Source organism: Sediminibacillus massiliensis, from assembly GCF_900156915.1.
GTDB classification, from domain to species: domain Bacteria; phylum Bacillota; class Bacilli; order Bacillales; family Amphibacillaceae; genus Sediminibacillus_A; species Sediminibacillus_A massiliensis.
Window position 1 is genome coordinate 3,052,990 of the sequence record NZ_LT732535.1, and the last position, 20,792, is coordinate 3,073,781.

The 20,792-nt window shown below is 42.0% G+C and carries 28 protein-coding genes; 12 read left to right on the forward strand and 16 right to left on the reverse strand.

Annotated features, from left to right (window positions below; translation table 11 throughout):
* Positions 1–102 precede the first annotated feature (102 nt).
* Positions 103–288 carry a YjzC family protein gene (locus tag CZ434_RS15920; RefSeq protein WP_077624053.1) on the reverse strand — a complete coding sequence of 62 codons (186 nt, stop codon included), beginning with the start codon at positions 286–288 and terminating at the stop codon, positions 103–105.
* Between the two features lie 117 nt (positions 289–405).
* Positions 406–876 carry a YueI family protein gene (locus tag CZ434_RS15925; RefSeq protein ID WP_077624054.1) on the reverse strand — a complete coding sequence of 157 codons (471 nt, stop codon included), beginning with the start codon at positions 874–876 and terminating at the stop codon, positions 406–408.
* A gap of 183 nt (positions 877–1,059) precedes the next feature.
* Here CZ434_RS15925 and mscL point away from each other — a divergent pair, with 183 nt between their 5' ends.
* On the forward strand, positions 1,060–1,560 hold the full coding sequence (gene mscL, locus CZ434_RS15930; RefSeq protein ID WP_245831004.1) for a large conductance mechanosensitive channel protein MscL: 501 nt from the start codon (positions 1,060–1,062) through the stop codon (positions 1,558–1,560).
* A gap of 29 nt (positions 1,561–1,589) precedes the next feature.
* Here the strand turns inward: mscL and CZ434_RS15935 are convergent, their stop codons facing one another.
* The 3 genes from CZ434_RS15935 to CZ434_RS15940 all read right to left on the reverse strand — a co-directional run bounded on the left by CZ434_RS15935 (position 1,590) and on the right by CZ434_RS15940 (position 2,499).
* Positions 1,590–1,763 (reverse strand): YfhD family protein, encoded by a 174-nt coding sequence (locus tag CZ434_RS15935; protein WP_077624055.1) that lies wholly within the window; start codon positions 1,761–1,763, stop codon positions 1,590–1,592.
* 129 nt (positions 1,764–1,892) lie between these two features.
* A complete protein-coding gene (locus CZ434_RS22255) occupies positions 1,893–2,051 on the reverse strand; it encodes a hypothetical protein (protein WP_179107292.1) in 159 nt (52 codons plus the stop codon).
* Between the two features lie 25 nt (positions 2,052–2,076).
* Positions 2,077–2,499, reverse strand: coding sequence for a CBS domain-containing protein (locus CZ434_RS15940; protein ID WP_077624056.1), 423 nt, complete (start codon positions 2,497–2,499; stop codon positions 2,077–2,079).
* Positions 2,500–2,678: 179 nt separating this feature from the next.
* Between CZ434_RS15940 and CZ434_RS15945 the strand changes: the two genes are divergently transcribed.
* Entirely contained in the window at positions 2,679–3,305 is a 627-nt protein-coding gene (locus CZ434_RS15945; protein WP_077624057.1) for a flavodoxin family protein, read from the forward strand.
* Between the two features lie 110 nt (positions 3,306–3,415).
* On the opposite strand, the gene CZ434_RS15950 is transcribed toward CZ434_RS15945, so the two are convergent.
* The 6 genes from CZ434_RS15950 to ectA all read right to left on the reverse strand — a co-directional run bounded on the left by CZ434_RS15950 (position 3,416) and on the right by ectA (position 8,256).
* Positions 3,416–4,138, reverse strand: a complete 723-nt coding sequence (locus tag CZ434_RS15950) for an amino acid ABC transporter ATP-binding protein (RefSeq protein WP_077624058.1) — start codon at positions 4,136–4,138, stop codon at positions 3,416–3,418.
* Positions 4,138–4,779, reverse strand: a complete 642-nt coding sequence (locus tag CZ434_RS15955; protein WP_077624059.1) for an amino acid ABC transporter permease — start codon at positions 4,777–4,779, stop codon at positions 4,138–4,140. The genes CZ434_RS15950 and CZ434_RS15955 overlap by 1 nt, the downstream gene beginning before the upstream one ends.
* Positions 4,780–4,878: 99 nt before the next feature.
* Positions 4,879–5,703 carry a glutamine ABC transporter substrate-binding protein gene (locus tag CZ434_RS15960; protein ID WP_077624060.1) on the reverse strand — a complete coding sequence of 275 codons (825 nt, stop codon included), beginning with the start codon at positions 5,701–5,703 and terminating at the stop codon, positions 4,879–4,881.
* A 177-nt stretch (positions 5,704–5,880) separates the two neighbouring features.
* Complete coding sequence (locus CZ434_RS15965) at positions 5,881–6,279, reverse strand: ectoine synthase (RefSeq protein ID WP_077624061.1); 399 nt, start codon at positions 6,277–6,279, stop codon at positions 5,881–5,883.
* Positions 6,280–6,331: 52 nt separating this feature from the next.
* Positions 6,332–7,615 carry a diaminobutyrate--2-oxoglutarate transaminase gene (gene ectB, locus CZ434_RS15970; RefSeq protein WP_077624062.1) on the reverse strand — a complete coding sequence of 428 codons (1,284 nt, stop codon included), beginning with the start codon at positions 7,613–7,615 and terminating at the stop codon, positions 6,332–6,334.
* A gap of 53 nt (positions 7,616–7,668) precedes the next feature.
* Complete coding sequence (ectA, locus tag CZ434_RS15975; protein ID WP_077624063.1) at positions 7,669–8,256, reverse strand: diaminobutyrate acetyltransferase; 588 nt, start codon at positions 8,254–8,256, stop codon at positions 7,669–7,671.
* Between the two features lie 299 nt (positions 8,257–8,555).
* Between ectA and CZ434_RS15980 the strand changes: the two genes are divergently transcribed.
* Positions 8,556–9,011 carry a DUF2188 domain-containing protein gene (locus CZ434_RS15980; RefSeq protein ID WP_077624064.1) on the forward strand — a complete coding sequence of 152 codons (456 nt, stop codon included), beginning with the start codon at positions 8,556–8,558 and terminating at the stop codon, positions 9,009–9,011.
* A 39-nt stretch (positions 9,012–9,050) separates the two neighbouring features.
* On the opposite strand, the gene CZ434_RS15985 is transcribed toward CZ434_RS15980, so the two are convergent.
* The 4 genes from CZ434_RS15985 to CZ434_RS15995 form a co-directional block, all read right to left on the reverse strand.
* Complete coding sequence (locus CZ434_RS15985; RefSeq protein WP_245831006.1) at positions 9,051–9,662, reverse strand: DNA-3-methyladenine glycosylase; 612 nt, start codon at positions 9,660–9,662, stop codon at positions 9,051–9,053.
* A 159-nt stretch (positions 9,663–9,821) separates the two neighbouring features.
* The gene (gene katA, locus CZ434_RS15990) at positions 9,822–11,279 is read right to left on the reverse strand and encodes a catalase KatA (RefSeq protein WP_077624065.1); all 1,458 of its coding nucleotides are present in this window, start codon (positions 11,277–11,279) and stop codon (positions 9,822–9,824) included.
* Positions 11,280–11,488: 209 nt separating this feature from the next.
* On the reverse strand, positions 11,489–11,614 hold the full coding sequence (locus tag CZ434_RS22690) for a hypothetical protein (protein ID WP_281252279.1): 126 nt from the start codon (positions 11,612–11,614) through the stop codon (positions 11,489–11,491).
* A 24-nt stretch (positions 11,615–11,638) separates the two neighbouring features.
* Positions 11,639–11,974: a hypothetical protein gene (locus tag CZ434_RS15995; RefSeq protein WP_077624066.1), complete on the reverse strand. Its 336-nt coding sequence runs from the start codon at positions 11,972–11,974 to the stop codon at positions 11,639–11,641.
* Between the two features lie 186 nt (positions 11,975–12,160).
* On the opposite strand from CZ434_RS15995, the gene CZ434_RS16000 reads away from it, so the two are divergent.
* From CZ434_RS16000 to CZ434_RS16015, 4 genes are all read left to right on the forward strand, one after another.
* Positions 12,161–13,144, forward strand: a complete 984-nt coding sequence (locus CZ434_RS16000; protein ID WP_077624067.1) for a sodium:calcium antiporter — start codon at positions 12,161–12,163, stop codon at positions 13,142–13,144.
* 782 nt (positions 13,145–13,926) lie between these two features.
* Positions 13,927–14,382 (forward strand): GNAT family N-acetyltransferase, encoded by a 456-nt coding sequence (locus tag CZ434_RS16005; RefSeq protein WP_179107293.1) that lies wholly within the window; start codon positions 13,927–13,929, stop codon positions 14,380–14,382.
* Positions 14,383–14,505: 123 nt separating this feature from the next.
* The gene (locus CZ434_RS16010; protein WP_245831007.1) at positions 14,506–14,853 is read left to right on the forward strand and encodes a DUF1360 domain-containing protein; all 348 of its coding nucleotides are present in this window, start codon (positions 14,506–14,508) and stop codon (positions 14,851–14,853) included.
* A gap of 462 nt (positions 14,854–15,315) precedes the next feature.
* Positions 15,316–16,005, forward strand: a complete 690-nt coding sequence (locus CZ434_RS16015) for a lysozyme family protein (protein ID WP_245831008.1) — start codon at positions 15,316–15,318, stop codon at positions 16,003–16,005.
* A gap of 55 nt (positions 16,006–16,060) precedes the next feature.
* Here CZ434_RS16015 and CZ434_RS16020 read toward each other — a convergent pair whose 3' ends face one another.
* Positions 16,061–16,861 (reverse strand): SDR family NAD(P)-dependent oxidoreductase, encoded by an 801-nt coding sequence (locus CZ434_RS16020; protein WP_077624070.1) that lies wholly within the window; start codon positions 16,859–16,861, stop codon positions 16,061–16,063.
* A gap of 144 nt (positions 16,862–17,005) precedes the next feature.
* On the opposite strand from CZ434_RS16020, the gene CZ434_RS16025 reads away from it, so the two are divergent.
* The 5 genes from CZ434_RS16025 (at position 17,006) to CZ434_RS16045 (ending at position 20,767) form a co-directional block, all read left to right on the forward strand.
* Positions 17,006–18,139: a zinc-dependent alcohol dehydrogenase gene (locus CZ434_RS16025; RefSeq protein ID WP_077624071.1), complete on the forward strand. Its 1,134-nt coding sequence runs from the start codon at positions 17,006–17,008 to the stop codon at positions 18,137–18,139.
* A gap of 539 nt (positions 18,140–18,678) precedes the next feature.
* Complete coding sequence (locus CZ434_RS16030) at positions 18,679–18,984, forward strand: antibiotic biosynthesis monooxygenase family protein (RefSeq protein ID WP_077624072.1); 306 nt, start codon at positions 18,679–18,681, stop codon at positions 18,982–18,984.
* On the forward strand, positions 18,981–19,379 hold the full coding sequence (locus CZ434_RS16035; RefSeq protein ID WP_077624073.1) for a globin family protein: 399 nt from the start codon (positions 18,981–18,983) through the stop codon (positions 19,377–19,379). Before CZ434_RS16030 ends, CZ434_RS16035 begins: the two co-directional genes overlap by 4 nt.
* On the forward strand, positions 19,369–20,019 hold the full coding sequence (locus tag CZ434_RS16040) for a cobalamin B12-binding domain-containing protein (protein WP_077624074.1): 651 nt from the start codon (positions 19,369–19,371) through the stop codon (positions 20,017–20,019). Before CZ434_RS16035 ends, CZ434_RS16040 begins: the two co-directional genes overlap by 11 nt.
* Complete coding sequence (locus tag CZ434_RS16045) at positions 20,006–20,767, forward strand: STAS domain-containing protein (RefSeq protein WP_077624075.1); 762 nt, start codon at positions 20,006–20,008, stop codon at positions 20,765–20,767. The genes CZ434_RS16040 and CZ434_RS16045 overlap by 14 nt, the downstream gene beginning before the upstream one ends.
* Positions 20,768–20,792: the final 25 nt, after the last annotated feature.

Genomic DNA, 20,792 nt, shown 5'->3' on the forward strand with positions numbered 1-20,792 from the left:
CAGTTTGCCTCAACTATAAAACTCAAAATGGTAAAAGCATGTGATAAGAGTTTATATAAAAAGGCTGTATCAGGAATGGCCTGATACAGCCTTTGGGACGATTTAGGAAGCTTTTACCCAATATACCGCTTTGTGAGTGGTTGGTGACGGCGGGAATTGTTCACCTTGTTCTACATTGATTTCTGTGTCGTCGTTTTGTGATGAATCTTCTTCGTGTACAAAGCCGTCTACCTTATAGGTCCCGTTTTCAGGAACATTTTCTCCAGTCTTAAAACGATTGTCTGCCATTGGTAAACACCTCCGTAAAAATTGTGGAAAAGTATTGATCTACTTTTCGTTACATTAGACTATTTCACCTTTTTGGGGAATTCAAACAACTATTCACTAATGTTAACAAATTGTAATTTAATTCTTCCACAACGTCTTGAGATTGGACCACGCTTTTTTGATAGGAGAGGAATCTGATAGTTCTTGCTCTTCAACTGTATTTTCGTCAACATCTTCTTCCGCTTCTTCTAAATATATATTCTCTTTATCGATAGCATGATCACTTGTCAAAATCGCTCCAAGATCTGTTTTCGCTTCTTTATTTGTAATGGAAGAATATTGGATTCCCGCCTCTCTTGCCATGTTCTTATAATCCTTTAGAAATCTTGAGTTGATATTTCCATTAAACAGCAGTCTGGAATCAGGATGTTCTTTCATCCCGGCTAGAAGCTCATCATGTCCTTTGTTTTTCATTACCTGGCCTTTAGTAAGAGCAAGGATCACTCTTTCCCTCAATGTGCCGAGATATCGTTTCCTTTCACCTGGTTTGGTTTGTTTTGCCCCATATATTCCTTCCTGGATATAGTCGTCTACATCTTTTCTGCTCACTACTATCATCTCCTTACTTCAAACTCATAATATGTAGTTTAAGCCATTTTCTATATGTTCCCCTTGTTATTAACCTATATAACATTGTATCCTCATGGTCTGACAAGCCAGGGCATACTATATACAAAAGCTTGCTTGTATCCTCATTATAAGGATTTGAAGAAAGGGGGAAAAGCTATCCGATTGTTGGGAGAGTTCCGTCAGTTTGTCATGAAGGGAAGTGCTGCGGAAATAGGCATAGGGATGGTGCTTGGGGCAACATTCAGCAACTTGATTGATTCTTTCGTTACAGATATACTTCTCCCTCCTATAGGTCTGGTGATGGCGAAGATGAATTTCTCCAACTTGTATATCAGTCTCAATGGCACCCATTATCGGACATTGACTGATGCACAGGAAGCGGGAGCAGTTACGATAAACTACGGTTTGTTCATTACCTCATTTATCCGATTTCTATTGATTCTATTCGCCATTTTCATTGTCATCAGGCAACTGAACAGGTGGAAAAAGCCGAACCAGGATCCGGTCGCAGCGATGACAAAGAAAGAATGCTCCTATTGTGGAATGGGAATTCCAACGAAGGCAGTCAAATGTCCCTATTGCATTTCGGATGTAAACAAACCGGCCGAAAGCGCAACAGACAAGCAAGTAAACAGAAAAAAAGCAATGATAAGAATTAAGTGAGAAAAGACGAGCGGTATGCTCGTCTTTGTTTAATGCCGTTTGTGTTTTTCAGCACGTTCGTTGGCTTTTTTCATTCGTTCCATTGCTTCCATGTCTTCTGAGTCTGCCAGTTCGTAGGAAAATTCCACTTCATCTGTTTTTTCAATGTTCTGCAATGCGTCTTTGGCTTCGTCTCTGCGATCCATTCTATCATTCCTTTCCATCAGAAGGATTAGAATAAGGGTTGCTTATTCTTTATTTAATATGGAAGGAGTGAGGAGAAGTATTCACAGGTTGAGTGTTATTTTATTGGAAAAAGAAAAGGCTGGCAGTTATGCCAGCCTCGTTTTATCTCATTCAAAATCATCGGGGTTTTTTTCTGATGGGTTCTGTTTGTCGCTTTCTACTTGGCGTTCCGGATCATAATCTTTATTGGGATCTTTTCTTTTTTGTTCCTGTTCAGGAGAATTTCCATTGTTTCCTCCTGTTACTTTGTCCTTATTATCTGCCATGATTCATGCACCTCGCTAAGTCGTTTTATTGTTTGTCGGATTTTTTGATTTCGCTCAGAGCGCTTTCCGCTGACTGGTCGTTTCCGCTGACTGCTAAGTCACCAAGGGAAACAACCCCTTTTAATTGATCGTTTTCTGTGACAAGCAGCCGCTTAATTTGATGGTCCTGCATCAATCGGGAAGCTTCTTCTACGTCCATATCCGGAAGGCCTGTAATAACTTTTTCTGTCATTACCTGCTGAGCCTCTACGCTATTGGCTTTAAAATCTTTTGCTAAGCCACGTCGAACAATATCTCTATCTGTTACAACGCCTACCAGTTTGTCTTCACTGACGACTGGCAGGAAACCAACATCATGTGCATCCATTTCTCTTGCCAACGTTTCTAAGCTGTCCGAGGGTTTCACTTCCGCTACATTGGTTACCATTACATCTTGTAGAGCTGTCATAAGATGTACCTCCTTAATGAGAAATGATTTTTTCTGTTGTGACGCTGTACTATTCCATATCCACTTTCTGCTTTTCCCAAACATAGACTCAATATAAATGTGGACAACCAGGAGTTGTGCTTAACTGTCAATTGTATCGGGTATAGGTATAGGAGATATTTTGGTAAGGAGGAATAGAGATGAGTAGAAAGTTAAAAGCACTGATTTTAAATTGTTCATTGAAGAAATCGAATGAACCTTCTAATACCGATGCCATGCTGAACGATTTCATTAAAATTTTTGATGGGAAACAGGTGGAATCTGAAGTGATTCGTGTTGCAGATTACCAGGTTGCCTATGGTATTGCGTCCGACATGGGTGATGGTGATGAATGGCCGCAGATCTGGGAAAAGGTAAAAGAGGCAGATATCCTACTTGTCGGTACACCTGTATGGCTTGGAGAGAAAAGCAGTATATCTAAGCTTGTATTGGAACGTCTGGATGGCGGCAGCAGTGAAACGAATGAGAAAGGGCAATCCATTTTTTACAACAAGGTAGCCGGAGCTGCAGTGACTGGTAATGAAGACGGCGCGAAGAATGCTGGAGGGGATTTGATTTTCGGTTTGGCTCAGCTAGGTTATACCGTTCCGCCGAATCCACTTGCATACTGGGTAGGAGAAGCCGGCCCGGGTCCTTCTTATGTTGAAGCGGAAGGGTACAAAAGTGAATTCACGCAATCCACTATACAAATGGCCGGACACAACCTGGTCCACCTGGCCAGCATTCTGAATGAACAGCCGATTCCTGCAGAGGGAAATGCATCCTAACATGCCTAATACAAAAAAGGATGGGGTTGCCCCATCCTTTTTTGTCTCTTGAGATTAACAGTGTAAAACCCCTTCCAAGCTTTACGCTATATCCCGTCAAGCGGTTGTTGTTAAAGTATCTTGCTAAGAAACGATTTCAATCTTGGACTTTGGGGATTTTGAAATATTTCTTCCGGCGTACCTTCTTCCATAAAAATACCTTCATCAATAAAGAAGACCCGGTCGCCAACTTCTCTTGCAAAACCCATTTCATGTGTAACCACAACCATTGTCATACCTTCTTGTGCCAGTTCCTTCATGACTTCCAATACTTCTCCGACAAGTTCGGGGTCAAGTGCGGAGGTAGGTTCATCAAAAAGCATGACGGTGGGATTCATGGCCAAAGCCCTGGCTATAGCAACCCGCTGTTTTTGTCCTCCCGAAAGACTGCCAGGATAGACATCTGCCTTGTCTGACAATCCAACCTTTGACAGGAGCGGCAATGCTGTCTGTTCAGCTTCTTCTTTGGATAAACCTTTAACTTTTATTGGTGCTAGTGTCACGTTCTCAAGTACGGTTCGATGGGGAAAAAGATTGAAATGCTGAAATACCATTCCGGCACGTGACCTGACGTCGTTAATGTTGGTTTTTGGGTCGGTTATATCGTCGCCATCGATGATTACATGGCCGGAAGTGATATCTTCCAGGAGATTTAAGCATCGCAAGAAGGTGCTTTTTCCTGAACCAGACGGGCCGATGACGCATACAACTTCTTTTTCCTTAATTTCGGTGGTTATACCCTTTAATACCTCTGTGTCGCCAAAGGATTTATGTAGGTCCTCGACTTTGATCATTAAACATCCAACCTCCGTTCAACCATGCGAAGAATAATCATCGATGGAATCGTAATTGCCAAATAAAAAATGCCTACCATTGCATAGGGCTCAAAGTATGTAAATGTCGCACTTGCATATTGGCGTCCCAAATATAATACTTCTCCTACCGCTATAGCTGAGAAAAGGGAAGTATCTTTTAAACTGATGATAAATTGGTTGCCAAGTGGCGGAATCATCCGCTTGAAGGCCTGGGGCCAAATGATATAGAGCATTGTTTGGGAGGATGTCAATCCCAAAGAACGCCCTGCTTCCTTTTGTCCTTTGTTGATGGAATGAACTGCTCCCCGAACAATTTCTGCAATATAGGCACCTGCATTGACGGCGATTGCAATAATAGATGCAGTAATTTTATCCAGGTCAATACCGAACAGATCGGAAAGGCCGAAGTAAATAAATAATATTTGAACCAAAATCGGTGTACCCCGAATAACTTCTACATACACGGTGGCAATTCCATAAATGAGTTTGTTTTTGGAAAGGCGGGCAATCCCAGTGAAAGCTCCAATAACAAAACCAATCAGAACTCCAATGACTGTGATGAGAAGGGTTAACTGTATCCCTTCAAGTAAATAGGGTAGTACTCCTATATAATGTTCCACTTATTATCACCTCTAATAGTTTGATGTAGTTTCAGAATAAAAGCGTGACAACCGGTTTGCCACGCTTTTTTCAAGTATCCAGATAATAGGTGCTTTTATTTACATGCCCTCTGGACGTTCACCAAACCATTCTTCATAAATATCTCCATAGGTTCCATTATCTTTTAAAGTGGTTAATGCTTCGTCAATCACATCTCGCAATTCTGATCCTTTCGGAAAAGCTATGCCATACTGCTCGCCTGTTAGTAGCTCTCCGACAGTTTTTAATTGACCACCAGCTTCTGTATTGGCGTAATATTGCACATTTGGTACGTCGTAAATAGCAGCGTCCGCTCTGCCCGCAATAACATTCTGATATGCTTCTGTAATTTGCGGGAAGGATTCTACCTCTCCTTCAGTTTCTTCTTTTATGTAGGTTTCACTTGTTGTTCCTGAGCGGGTGGCAACTGTTTTGCCGGATAGATCATCTACTGATTGGATTTCTTCATTATCCGCAGCTACCGCTAATATAAGGCCGGCGTCATAGTACGGCTGTGAGAAATCGATATTTTCTTTTCTTTCTTCTGTAATGGTCATACCGGCTATCCCGATATCGAAACGACCAGAGCCGATTCCGGCAACTACCCCGTCGAATTCCATGTCCTGAATTTCAATATCAATGCCTGCTTCTTCGGCAAGGGCTTTGATCAAGTCGATATCAAATCCGACTAATTCTCCCGATTCCTCATCTAAGTATTCAAAAGGCACGTAGGCATTGTCTGTGGCAACAACATAGGTATCACCGTCACTGCCTTCTTCTTGGGACTCTGTTGTGTCAGTTCCTGTGTCTTCTGCGCTGCTTGATTCATCATCCGAGCTGCCACATGCTGTGATGATTACAAGCAAAAATGCTAGTAAGAATGTTAATAATCCTTTTTTTAACATGAACTCCTACCCCCCAGATTTTTAGGTTTATCAACCTATTAAGCAAAATTATAACACAATATTGAATTTTCTGAAATATTTTGTCATATAACAGTACCTTATATTTATGATGTGTAATAAAAAAGCTGTTCCCCAGGGAATTAATCCCTCTGGAACAGCCCTTATATCAATCAGAGGTTACTTGCTTTCCACTTCTTCCAGAACCGGATAGACACCATTTTCATCATGTACCTCTTTGCCGGTAATCGGTGGATTAAACACACAAATCATTCTCATATCGGTACGGGCGCGGAGTAGGTGTTCATCATGCTCATCAAGTGCATAAAGCATATCTTTTCTGATCGGCCAAACCTTATTGTCTTTTATGGTAACGACTTCCCCTTCACCTTCGATACAATAAACAGCCTCTAAATGGTTTTGATACCAAATATGAGTTTCTGTTCCGGCTTTGATTAGGGTGTCATGCACAGAGTATCCCATGTCATCTTGTTTTAAAATCAAACGTCTGCTGACCCAATTGCCGCCGTCTACATCGTGTTCTGTTCCTTTCACATCATCCAAAGCTACTACTTTCATCTCAAAAAAACCTCCTATAGTTGTTGATTTTACATTGAAGTAAAACTGGTCTTTAGTTTGTGACAGGTTCTTTCACTGTGCTTTTGATGCTCTCTTCTATAATTTCAAAGCCTTTTTTCAGACTTTCTTCCGAAACATTGATTGGCGGGAAAAGTTTGAATACTTCATCATTGAAACCCGAAGTTTCCATGATCAGACCACGGTTGAACGCTTCCCCGGCAATCTTGGATGAGAGTCCTTCCTTTGCGGAAGAGATACCAGCCATTAATCCTCTGCCTTTGACTTTACCTTCTAATTCAGGAAAATCTTTCACCATTTTCTCAAGAAAATCACGCACTAATTGAGACTTTTTCTGGATGCTTTTCTCGAAATTCTCATCTTCCCAGTATTCAAGTGCAGCAGTTGCTGTGATAAAAGCATGGTTGTTGCCGCGGAACGTCCCGTTGTGTTCACCCGGATCCCAAATATCCAAGTCAGGTCTGATTAATGTTACGGCAAAAGGAAGTCCGTAACCGCTTAGTGATTTGGAAAGGCAGACGATGTCAGGTTTAATCCCGGCTGGTTCAAAGCTGAAGAAAGTTCCTGTTCTGCCAATTCCCGCTTGCACATCGTCGATGATAAGCAGAATGCCCCAGCGCTTACAAATACTCTCCACTTTTTTCAACCACTCGAAACGGGCTGCGTTAATACCGCCTTCGCCTTGTACCGTTTCCAAAATCATGGCTGCAGGAATATCGACCCCGCTTCCTCCATCTTCAAGGAATCTCTCCAAGTATTCTAAATCAAGACTGTCTTCATCACCATTAACGAAGTTATCGTAAGGCATGGTGACAACGTTTTGCAAAGGAACACCTGCCCCTTTACGCTTGAATGAATTGCCTGTTACAGATAGAGAACCGATAGTCATTCCGTGAAAACCATTTGTAAAGCTGATTACATCTGTACGTCCGGTCACTTTACGTGCAAGCTTTAATGCACTTTCTACCGTGTTTGTTCCTGTTGGTCCAGGGAACATTGTCTTGTATTCCAAATTGCGTGGCTTCAGGATTACTTCGTTGAACTTTTTCAAGAACTCTGCTTTAGGAGCAGTAGCTTTATCTAGGGAGTGAGTAATTCCGTCATCCAAAATATATTCAACGAGCTTGTTTTTCATCTTATCGTCGTTATGGCCGTAATTCAGGGCGCCGGCACCGGAGAAGAAGTCCAAGTATTCGTTTCCGTCCTGGTCCCAAATTCTTTCCCCTTTGGCCTTGGTAAAGACCGCCGGAAAGCTGCGGCAATAGCTGCGTACTTCTGATTCCAATTTTTCAAAGATATCTAAGTTTGTTTTAGTCAAAATAATTTCCTCCTTCGATTTGTTGAACCTTTATCAATTGTTCCGGTTTGCGATTATCTGGTAATGGGGCCGACTCGGAAATTCAACTCTTCCTCATGGCCTTCGGTCGGAAACAAGTCCTTGGAAAATAATTCGCTTACTTCGCACCGGGTGTTATACTCATGTGCGAGTCGCCGGAATAATGATTGAGAGGCATTGTTGGATGGGGTCACTGTCGCCTCTACGTAGCGAACATCCTGACAGGCTTCCCGGTTGATTAACTCATGCAACAATTTGGAGGCAATTCCTTTACCTCTTTGTTCCGGTGAGACACCGATCTGCCAGACAAAAACCGCATCCGGACGCTCGGGAGGGATAAATGCGGTCACAAAGCCTACGACCTTGCCGTCTTCTTTTGCTACCACACAGGTTTCTGAAAAAAACTCACTCATCATAATGTATTTATATGCCGAGTTTTGGTCGAGCGTGGAATCGTTCACCAATTGCCACATCGCTGAGCCATCCTCAACAGCCGGTTTTTCGAATACCAGCTTCTCAGCTGTATCTGCAGTAGCAGTTACGCTTTGACTATTAATATTGAGTTCCTCCTTCAATGAATCTTTGATTATTTTTGATTTTCTGAAAAGTACATTTATTATCATAGGAAACTTGGTAAATTTACACAAACCATTTTAAGCTTGATTAACACTGTTTAAATTCGCTTAATAAGGATGAGAAGATAACAGCTAATAAAAAGCTGATAATTGCTCCTGTATTGTTAATAATTCTAACAATCTTTAAGATTTTGCCATGAAAATCAGGAAGACAAGTTGTCATTAAGGTTGATTTCAAGCGATTTGTGAATGCGGACGTATTACATGGGGCAAAACAGTGTTTACATGGATAAGGATAGAGGGAATTATAAACAAAAGATGAATTTTGAAGGAAGGGGATGAGACAAATGCCTTGGACTATGAACGATTATCCATCATCGATGAAAAACTTTGAACCAGTCCTTCGTAAAAAAGCAATTGAGATAGCCAATGCAATGGTAGACGAGGGCTATGAAGAAGGGAGAGCCATTCCGATTGCCACAGAGCAGGCGAAAGAATGGTATGAGAATGCTTCCGAAAAAGAAATAAAGGAATTTGAAGAACAAGGAAACCCGGCAAAACGTTCGAACAAAAAGAAATCATACGAAAACAGGCCGGAATTGTTGGATGAAGGTGAACACGTGGTACCCCATGACAAGGGATGGGCCGTTCAGGCCAAAGATGCCAAAAAGCCGACAAAAGTTTATGAAAACAAATCAGATGCTGTCGAACACGCAAAAGAAATTGCGGAAAACAAAGGGACAGAAGCAGTAATTCATAAAAGAAGCGGAGATATTGAAAAAAAGCACAATTTTTCTGATTAAGGCTGTAGAAAATCTACAGCCTGCTTTTTTGCCTGAATGTTACCTTGAGACATATGGGTTATCTTTTATCCAGAAGCGCCAAGGGTATTCTCTTGCTTCACCTGAGTTGTCGATGCCAATTCTAGGACCGCTGGCAACAGAAAAGTCATTTTTATGATAGTTATCCGAAATCCAAAGTGGTTCTTGATCTAACCGGTGGCCATAATCACTCATCCCGATGCCAAGTGCTTTGGTAAGCTTGCCGGGGCCGTTGGTCCATTGAATCTGTTTTTTTGCTTTAGGTCTTCTTTCTTCCATCATTTCCAAACCGGAGTAAGGCTCGAGGGCTCTGATTAAAACTGCTTCCGGTGCCCCTACATCGCCGCTTACCACATTTACGAGACAGTGGGTGTGCATGACATATGTATAAGCATATCCAGATGGCCCGAACATTACCTCGGTCCGCTTTGTGCGCCGGTTCCCGAAACTGTGTGCTGCACGGTCATGTGGTCCCATATATGCTTCTGTTTCGACAATTATCCCAGAGGCAGTGCCTTCGGTTGTCTGTTTAACAAGCAGCCGGCCTAAGAGACTTCTTGCCAAGTCCAAGGTGGGTTTTTTGTAAAAATGCATATTCGCTGGGGGGATGTCTTCCTTTGTCAGTTTGTACATATTGACTACTCCTAATTGCTATTGAAGCGGGAATTTTATTTCTTCATATAATAGTACATTTCTTTCGTATAAAACAATAAAAAGAAGCTGCCCAATATGATAAAGGGAGGGCAGCTTCTATGGAAATGGAATGGATTAGATTAATTTTTAATGGAGATGTTAAGCTTTTACCGGCAATTCAAGGCCAAGTCCTTGAGCGACACGAGTGCCATATTCAGGGTCAGCTTTGTAGAAATGCTCGATTTGGCGTAACTTGATTTCGTCTTTTTCAACCGGCTTCATGCCTTCGACAATATTGTTGACTAAACGAGTGCGTTCTTCTTCACTCATTAAGCGATATAAGTCACCAGCTTGAGTATAGTGATCATGGTGATCATATCCGACACTGTCAGCAAACCCGTTCACTTCGAAAGCTGCTGGTTTGTTTTCAGGAGTTTCTGCAGGACCGCCGAAACTGTTCGGCTCATAATTGAGCGAGCCTCCGCCATTACCGTCAAAACGCATTTGACCATCGCGCTGGTAATTGTGGACAGGGGCTTTAGAACGGTTAACAGGCAGCGCCTGATGATTTGCTCCTACACGGTAGCGGTGTGCGTCAGAGTATGCAAACAAACGTCCTTGAAGCATTTTATCAGGAGAAGCTTCAATTCCCGGTACAAATGAACCAGGAGAGAAAGTTGCCTGTTCCACTTCTGCAAAGTAATTTTCAGGATTTTTGTTTAGCACCATCTTGCCGACTTCGATCAATGGATAGTCTTTATGAGACCATACTTTTGTAACATCAAATGGATCAAAACGGTAAGTGTTGGCGTCTTCTACAGGCATAATCTGTACATATAATGTCCACTCTGGAAATTCTCCGTTGTCGATAGAATTATACAGATCTTCAATGTGGTAATCCGGATTTTCCCCGGCTATTTTTGCCGCCAACTCAGGATCAAGGTTTTTGATGCCTTGTTTTGTTTTAAAGTGATATTTCACCCATACTGACTGGCCTTCAGCGTTCGTCCACTTGAACGTGTGGCTTCCAAAGCCATCCATGTGACGTAATGTAGCCGGAATTCCTCTATCTGAATGAAGAATTGTCACTTGGTGAAGCGACTCAGGTGATAGAGACCAGAAATCCCAGACAGCGTTAGGATCTTTCAAGTGTGTTGCTGGGTTACGTTTCTGGGTATGGATGAAGTCAGGGAATTTGATGGCATCTCTGATGAAAAAGACGGGTGTATTATTTCCGACTAAGTCATAGTTACCTTCATCTGTATAAAATTTCACTGCGAAACCTCGTGGGTCACGTACTGTATCTGCTGATCCAAGTTCACCGGCTACAGTTGAGAATCGAATGAACATAGGAGTCGTTTTTCCTACTTCGGACAAGAAATCTGCTTTTGTATATTTTGATAGGTCATTAGTAACTTCAAAGTAACCGTGGGCACCGGCACCTTTCGCATGAACGACCCTTTCTGGAACTCTTTCTCTGTTGAAATGAGCCAATTTTTCAAGCAGGTGAACATCTTGGATTAACGTCGGACCACGTTGTCCTGCTGTCATTGAGTTTTGGTTATCTCCAACAGGAGCACCCGCGCCGGTTGTTAAGTATCTTTTTTCATTTGTCATATGTTTACACCTCTCCTTAACTGGAATACATGTACAATTATAATATAATTCTTTTAAAAATCAATGTTTAATTATAATAATTTTAAACAAAAATTTATTTTTGATGACAGAATAGTAGAATAAAAGTATAAGATAAGTCGATTTTTCGCAATAAGAAGGGGCTGACTCTATTCATATGAGCCAGCCCCTGATTTATGAAAAGTATTTTTTTAGGATGATTTATGAAACAGGAAATCCTTTACGGAATGGAAAATTTCAATTCCCTGGTAGGTGAATAAGCTGATAGCCGTTAAGGAAAATGCTGCAATGCAAACAAAACGGATAATCGTAATCATCGTTCAGCCTCCTTTCATCGATTTTCAACGAAGGTTTGAACGATGAATTCCTACATAGGAGGATTGATAAAAGATGGTAACCAAAAAAGGCATGATAAGAAACGTCAACAAGCAAATCACGATCAAAACGCCAGTTTGATAGATTGCTGGTTCAATGTCCAGAATTTGCAGAAGGAAGTGTTTCGGCGAATCCTTAAGAGGATCTTTGTTGGATATCAGAAGCGATTCCGTTGAATGAAGGTTTGTTTCTTCGATGAGAGCTTTAGAAGGGCTGATACCAGGATGGTTGGCGAATGAAAAGATCGAAACGGATAGCAGAATTACAAAGCTTATCCAGGATAAATACGATTTCTTCATCATTCTTTTCCCTCCTTTACTCGGTGATAAGAACAAATGATAATACAGGATGCCATAAATGTAAACCAAAACCCTTCTACAAAAACCAACATAGGGAGTGGTTAATAGTTCCAACCATATCTTGGTTTGCAGGGAGGAGGGCAGGGGAACTTAAACAAGCATGAAAACAGATAAAGGAGTTAATCGGTTTTGACCTATATTATTCTTTTCATCATCTCTGCTGCGGTGTCGGTTTATTCTGCAATTAAATTGTCGACCTATGCTGATATTATTAGCAAGGAAACGAAAATAGGGGGGATGCTGGCTGGTACTATTCTGCTGGCAGTGGCGACCTCCCTTCCGGAATTGACGGCTACCGGGTCTGCTGCAGTTATCGGTAATGCCGACATTGCGGTGGGTAACGGGCTTGGCAGTATAATATTTAATATCTTTGTATTGTTTTTACTAGATATATATTTCCGCAGGCAGCAGTTATTCCTGAGGATTTCCGATCATCATTTTCTAACAGGTCTGCTTGGACTCATCTTGCTACTGCTTGCTGGCTTTGCTTTATATTGGAAACCTTCTTTTCAAATTTTTGGGATTGGGATCATGAGCATTTCAATTGCTGTAGCGTACTTTATCGGAATGGGGATTATTTCCATAAAACAAAATCAGAACAAACAGGAAGAGGACGAGCCTGCAAGCGGGGAGAAAAAAGAGACAGGGTCAATCAAAAGGACCCTCATCCGGTTTGGTTTGTTTTCGGTTGCTATTTTTGTCTCAGGGAGCGGGTTGTCGATATCAGGGGACTTAATGGCTGAAGCGACAGGTATTTCGGCAACTGCAGTAGGTTCTTTATTGATTGCTGCTGCTACGTCTCTGCCGGACGCTGTTGGAGTATATGTTGCTCTCCGTGTGGCAAATATTGACCTGGCAATCGGTGCTATTATGGGCAGCAACCTATTCAATATTTTTGTAATCACGATTGCCGATATTTTTTACAGAGAAGGAAGTGTCTGGATCGACGCGGAAGGTGGAAATATATCTACTATCGTCACAGGGATGTTACTGACTCTTGGTATCATGCTCCTGATAAAAAGGGACAGAACTAGAAATGCATTCACCTATGTATTACCTTCAGTCCTGGCAATCATAGGGTATGGTGTATTTACACTCGTTCTGCTAAGTTAGTCTAATAAGAGCAGTGAACTGTTTCAACAAAACATCTGTGATTTCGTGAAATCCATAAACTGCGAACTAACTCTCTATAGCGTGACTTCCTCCATTCTTTTCGGTTTGAGTGGTAGTCCAGCGCTGCGGAAAAATACTCGCTTTCCGTGGAGAACGCTTCAGCTTCCTTGAAAATACAAATCGATTTTCTGCGTGCGATGTTTCGCTGTCGAAGCGTTACTTGGGCCTGCGATTACTCGGCCCACCGAAACCCATTGTCCTCGGTGCAAAGACCGCCCCTGCGGGATCTTCAGACTGTTCCTTTCCCACAGGACTTTGAAAAAACATCCATGCATTTACACCGCACGCAGAAAATCGTTCTTTATTTTCAAGGAGTCTCGCATTTTTCCGCATCTTGGCATAGATTACTGGTTAGGTGAGAAGTGATCCTGAAAGGTGTCTAACATGGTTCTTCCTAACAAAAATGGAGAAAACTTTTACCGGCGAGAGACAGAACCTTAAGACTCTTGCAGGAACAGCGAAAGGTCTTCGATGGGGCGAGTAATCGCAGTCCCACGCGTCCGAAGACCCCCGCAGGAAGCGTACTTTGCTGATGAGGCAGGCCGTGCCCGTGGAAAGTGAAGTGTTCTGCCGCAGCGAGTCCATGCGCTCAACGATCATCAGAACAACAAGAAATAAAATTTTCACTAGTTCGCAGTTTCTCTAAACTGTATTACTTAAAAAATAATGGAAACAGCCTTTTAGTTAAAGTGAAGTGGGTGGATATGGGGAGGGGGTAAATGATGATTGAAGAGTTACGGCATTGGGATAGAGAAATCGCACGATCAATTCTGAAGGTGCAGATTCCGGCTTACAAGGTCGAAGCTCGCTTGATCGGTCACGATATACCTGCTTTGCATGATACGGTAGAGTCGATTATTTCGAGTGAAGAGACTTATATAGGATATTATTTCAACAAAGAGCTCGCCGGCGTTTTATCATATGATATTACTGAAAATGTCCTGGACATCTGTCGCCTCGTGGTAGCGCCGCCATATTTCCGGAAAGGCATAGCCAACGACTTGATTGATCATCTCTTGAATACACGGGCAAAGGGGAAAGTGGTACGTGTCACCACAGGAAAAAGGAACACACCAGCTGTTAACCTTTATAAAAAACTAGGTTTTTGTGAAAAAGATGAGGTGAAAACCTCTGAAGGATTCATGTTGACCAAGATGGAAAAAAAACATACTTTTTAAATCTGGTTTGGAAGACATACGAAATATATGTCTTCCTTTTCTTTTACCACTCAGCCGCGGATATCTTATTCCGGATTTTTGAATAAGATACACTGTAGCTTACAGTTAGAGGAGGGTGGAAATGTGTTTACATGGTTTGGACTGGTGCTATTTAGTCTGGCGACTTTCAGGGTAACGAGGTTATTGGTTTTCGACCAGATAACAGAGTTCTTGAGGGCGCCATTTCATGAGTGGAAAGAAGAAGTGCAAGAAGATGGCAGCATCGAAGCGGTTATTTATCTGAAGGGAAATGGTTTGCGTAAATTCATAGGTGAATTATTGAGTTGTCATTGGTGCACAGGTATCTGGAGTTCTGTCCTGTTGTATGTAGGCTATACTTTATGGCCGGTGGTGTTTTACCCGATTATCATCATTCTGGCTATTGCTGCAACCGCGTCTATAATAGAGGTAATAGTCACATCGTTAAGCTAATACAAAACCCAGGCCTTTTAACAAAGCCTGGGTTTTAAGCCTTAAGCATGTATCTTGTTATGGTTGATTATTTTGTATGGTGAAACAGTGGAGTTAGTCGTTTAACTTTTTAATACGTTTGCCGCAGCCACAGCCGGATTTTTTTTTGCGGGCATTTTTAGAACGAGGCTTTCTTCTAACCAGTTCTGAAGATAGTTTGGTACGCATCTAATTCACTCCTTAGTTAATTGACAGGAAATCTATAGGAAAGTCGGTCTGTAAAAGTTGGCGGAAACGGAGAGTCAAAAGAAATATGGCTATATATTTTTATATGCTGAAAATGATAAATCGGGAAGGGCCAAAGCATATTTTATCGGTAAAATTCCAATCTCTTGGGTTATTATTCTGGAAATATAGCGTAAGTCTTTTCCGCCAACCGGTGAGAGATTATAATAGAAGAAAATAGATTAAGGTGGAAACGATGTGCCGAAATATAATAGAAAGAATGGTTTTTCCTTTTGGAGAAAGCTCACTAACAGTCTGATTGGTTCATTTCTCGTATTAGGAATTGTTTTTATGCTCTTTTTTGCTGCTGGTTTAGCTTCTGAACAAAGCGGCGGTACGGGAGAGAAAACAAATTCGGCTCAACTAACTGAACAGGTTGTGGATTATAAAAATTTGGTCAATAAATATTTGGCAGATCACGGTAAAGAGCAATATACAGGAATTGTCCTTGCTTTGATGATGCAGGAGTCCGGGGGGCGAGGAGAGGATCCTATGCAGGCATCAGAAAGTTACTGCGGAGAGCGGGAATGCATCGACAACCCTGAACTATCAATCAAGCAAGGTGTAGCCCATTTTTCTTATGTGTTGGACAAGGCTGACGGTGACGTAAAGTTGGCCCTGCAATCATATAATTTCGGGCCTGGTTTCATTGATTATGTAATGGAGCGGGGAGGCCGGTATTCACAAGAACTGGCAATATCCTATTCCGCTGAAATGTATGAAAAGTTGAAGTCCGACATTGACTTTCGTTGTATCCGACCGGAATCGGAAGAGAATGATGCTTGTTACGGAGATATCAAATATGTCGACGCCGTTCTTGAATACTATGAAGCGGCAGAGGAAGTGGCAGGTAAAGATAATTTACTAGTTTTACAAGATGGTCAATAGATGGTAAGGACAAGAACACCCCGTCTCATCGACGGGGTGTTTAATGTTACAATCATTAACGCAGTACACTGCCTCCGGAAATTTTCAGGGATTCCCCGACAATGTTGGCAGAAGCATCTGTTAATAAAAAGGCAATGGCATTAGCAACTTCTTCTGGTGTGGTAATTCGCCCGGAAGGAAGTCCTTCTTCGGTTATTTCTAACTGTTCTTCAAAGGAACGGTCCTGTTTATCTCCTTTCTTCTTGATGGCATTTCTGCCCATTTCAGTATCAACATATCCGGGACATACAGCATTTACTCTGATACCATGCTCTATTGCTTCGAGTGAGAAGGAATGAGTGAAGCCGATCAAAGCAAATTTGGAACCTGCGTAGGCAGTGTTTCCATATGTTCCTCTCAGGCCGGATAAGGAAGATACATTTACAATTGCCCCTTTCTCCTGCCCTTTCATTCTTTTATATACTTGCTGGGAGAGGAGAACTGGTACCGTGTAGTTAAGATGCATGACTTTTTCCAAATCTTCTTGTTTCAAGTCCTCTACAGGCCCGCCGCCAGCTATTCCGGCCGAATTGACGAGCAGGGAGATAGTCCCGTTTGCTTCTTCGGCTGTATTCAACAGGTTTTCTCTGTCTTCTGGTTTCCCTATATCCGCTTTGAAAGAGAAGACTTGGGCCCTTGGGTTTTCTTCTGTAATCGCTGATGACAGCTCAGTTAGTTTTTCCTCATTTCTTCCAGTTATCGTAATGGCTGCCCCCATTCGAGCCAATATGAGGGCCGTGGCATAGCCGATTCCCCCGGTGGCACCTGTGATCAGCGCATGCTTTCCTTTAAGTGCTTCTTGTGAATAAATACTCATCTACACCATCCTTTCTACCGATTGCTTCTATAATGAGTAAATACCCAATACAGAAAAAGACTAATCGCTCTTTAAGAGTTCATGTTTATATAACAGCCAAGGGAGGAATCAGGTAATAAATGACAGAAAGGAAGTGACAACAGAATGAAAGCAGTAACGTTTCAAGGAAAAGATAATATCCAAGTTAAAAAAGTGGATGATCCCACTATTCAAGAAAATACCGATATGATTGTAAGAATCACCGCGTCAGGTATATGTGGTTCCGATCTTCACTTGATGAAAGGTGGTATCCCATTAGGAGAAGATTATGTAATCGGCCATGAACCAATGGGAATAGTCGAAGAAGTAGGCTCTCAAGTGAAAAACCTTAAAAAAGGCGACCGAGTGGTCATCCCTTTCAATATAGGCTGCGGAGAATGCTTCTATTGTAAGAACCAAATGGAAAGCCAATGCGATAATTCCAACCCACACAGTGATGCAGGGGCTTTGTTCGGTTACTCTGAAATGTTTGGAGACTATCCGGGAGGGCAAGCAGAGTTCCTTCGGGTTCCTTATGCTGATTTCACTTCTTTTAAAGTTCCGGATAATAGTGAATTGGATGATGAAAGTGTCCTGTTTTTATCTGATGTCATTCCAACTTCCTATTGGAGTGTGGAAAACAGTGGTGTGAAACAAGGAGATACAGTAGTAGTTCTCGGCTGTGGTCCTATTGGTTTGATGACACAGAAGTTCGCCTGGTTGAAAGGGGCAGACCGGGTTATTGGAGTGGATCAAGTACCCCATAGGCTGGAACACGCCAGAAAAACAAACAATGTCGAAGTATATGACTTTAGCAACAATAGTGAGCTCGGTGCTCTTCTTAATGAAAAAACCCAAGGTGGCGCAGACGTGGTAATCGATTGTGTGGGTATGGATGGTACCGTTCCAGAAGGGGAAACTTTTGGTTCAGAGCATGATAACCAAGTCGGAACGATACGGCCGATCATCACTGCTTCTGAAGCAGTCCGGAAATTCGGAACGGTCCAACTGACAGGTGTTTACGGTACGGATGCTAACTCTTTTCCGTTAGGGGACTTCTTCTCTCGAAATGTATCCTTGAAAATGGGACAGGCGCCTGTCATTCACTTAATGCCTGAATTGTATAATATGGTGGAAAACGGTTATGTCGATCCCACGGATATTATTACCCATCGAATGGATTTATCCGACGCTTCTGAAGCCTATCGGATTTTTGACGAAAAAGCCGATGGAAATATCAAAGTAGTGTTAAAACCATAAAGCTTTTCCATATAATCAAAAGCACCATCTTCCTTGTTCCAGATAAAGGAAGATGGTGCTTTCTTTATTCAAAGCCTTAAAGGTTTATAGCGGAAGAAAATTCATGATAGTATATAATTATTGTAGAATCTAGACAAGTTTTCTATCGAGCAAAAACTATAAACTGCGAACTAGCTAACTTTCTTTCGTGTGAATTCGTCCCAGTCCCAAAAGGGCTTCGATGAGACGAGTAACCGCAGTCCCAAGGGAGCAAGGATGCTTATTCAAGTAGCACCCTGATGGAGGCCGTGCTTGCGGAAAGCGATGTTTTCTACCGGAGCAGTTATAGCTTTCGACTTATTCAGGCTGCGGTTACTCGTCCCGCCGAAGACCTTTTATTTTTCCGCAGCGTGGACTACCACTCCATTCGAAAAGGATGGAAAGAAGCCATACTGAGAGTTGTGTCGCAATTTGCCTCAACTGAGCAGTTTAATTTAAACGAATGAGAATAGAGTCACTTTACACAAGATACAACTTTTATTGGCGAAGGGTGTTATTATATGTACGTTGTCCATTCGATATTTGAAGTTCCGCCGGAAAAGGCCGATGAAGTAATTGCTATTTATAAAAACAGGTCTGGTCTGGTCGATAAAGCGCCGGGATTCATCAATTTTTCTCTTTTGCAAAACGACCGCCAGCCTGGTGAATTGACGGTGCAGATTTTATGGGAAAAGAAACAGGATTATCTGGACTGGGTAACAGGGGAAGATTACAAAAGAATACACGAGCTCGAAAAGAAATATCCGGATAAAGAACTGGCTAATATTGTACCAAAAGTCCATAAATATCAGGTGGTGGCTGAATGACTTTGCAGAAAAGCCCCATTGAAAGCATTCTTGATGAAGTGGTCGCGGGCATTTACAAAAAATACCCTCAATTACTACAAAGGTTTGGAGAACAGGGCAGACAAAAATGCAGGGAAGATAATCAGCATCATATCCATCACTTGGAAACCGCTTATCAGGTCGAAGATCCGGCAATCTTTGTCGATTATGCTATCTGGCTGAATGACATTTTATGCGTAAGAGGGATGAAGCCTGACCATCTTATCGACAACTTTGAAAGAATTGCCATTGCCGTGGAAGGAAAATTGGATCCTGAACAGGAAAAATCTTATAAAAAGGCACTTGAGTCGGCCATCACAGCGCTTCAAAAAAGAGAAGAAAGCAAGTGGGAGGAGGACTGTGATAATGGACTATAGGTGGAAAGAATTTGCACAGCTCCTGCTAGCCGGCGAAGATGAAGGTGCGTTCAGGTTAATAAGCGAGGATGGCAGAGATAGCCTTGCCATCTACATGGAAATCGTTACAAATGCTATGCAGTATGTAGGGTACTTGTGGCAAAATAACGAAATTTCTGTCGCTGATGAACATCTTGCTACAAGTGTTTGTGATTTTGTTCTCTCACGTTACAGTTTTTCTTTTAGAAACCAACAAAAAAAGAAAATAGGGAAAATCATGTTTCTGTGTTTAGAGAAGGAACAACACATGCTCGGAACAAAGATGGCTGCAGCACTGTGTGAAGAGAAAAACTGGGACGTACGTTTGCTCGGTGCAAACCTTCCGTTGGAATATGCCATATCTAGCGCAGAATCATGGGAGCCGGACGTAATCGGGTTGTCTGTAGCGCTTCATTACAGGCTGCCTGTTCTCAAACGGTATGTTAAAGAACTGGAAGCTCTGGAGTTTTCCCCGAAAGTCATTATTGGAGGAAGACTTGCATCCACATATGATTTATATAATTACTGTAGTAAGGAAACAGAATTGTTTAAGGACCTTTATGCAATGGATGCATGGCTTGATGAATATCGACAGGAGGTAAAAGTAAATGGAGCAAGTTGAACACTTACCTCTGCCATATTTCAAGATAGACGAAAACTACCGAATCACCGCTATGTCGGAGGAATCCAAACTTAAATTTTTGCATGGAGATGGCCTTATGAGCCTTGTGGATGAGGGGAGCCAGGAAAAGGCAGCGAGAAATATCACACCCGAAATCCCAGTGAACAGTATCGAACTTGTTTTAAAAACAAAAAATGACCCAGCTGTAGCCTTTCAATTGGATATCAAATGGTTCGAAAAAGAAGGTCACATTATTTGTCAGGAACCAAACACCAATGTCGGCAACGTTTCTCGGCAACTGCAAGGGTTGAGGGATCGTTTAGCGGAAACGGACTTTGCTTTATTGGAAAAAAAGGAAGAGCTGGAGCAGGCTATTGATCGAGCGGATAAACTGTCGGGTCCTTTCATCCCACTTAGTAAAGAAGTCGCAGTAGTTCCTTTATTCGGCGACTTGTCTTCCAAAAAGCTTCACTCGATTTCAGGCGGAATTGTAGATTCTTTGTATCATTCAGAATTCCATTATATTTTATTTGACTTTACAGTAGTAGGTGAAATCAGCAGATCCGGCATGGCCGCGCTGGAAGAATTGATTAAAACCATCGGAGTGATGGGGCAGGACAGCATTATATGCGGAGTCAAACCTTTACATGCTCAAATGATCAATGATTTTAAGTGGCTTTTCAAGTCAAAGAAAATAAATAAATTAAGTGATGCAGTCCGAATGTATGTTGGTAAATCCACTAGTTAAAAACATCCGATCTCCAAAGAGAGAC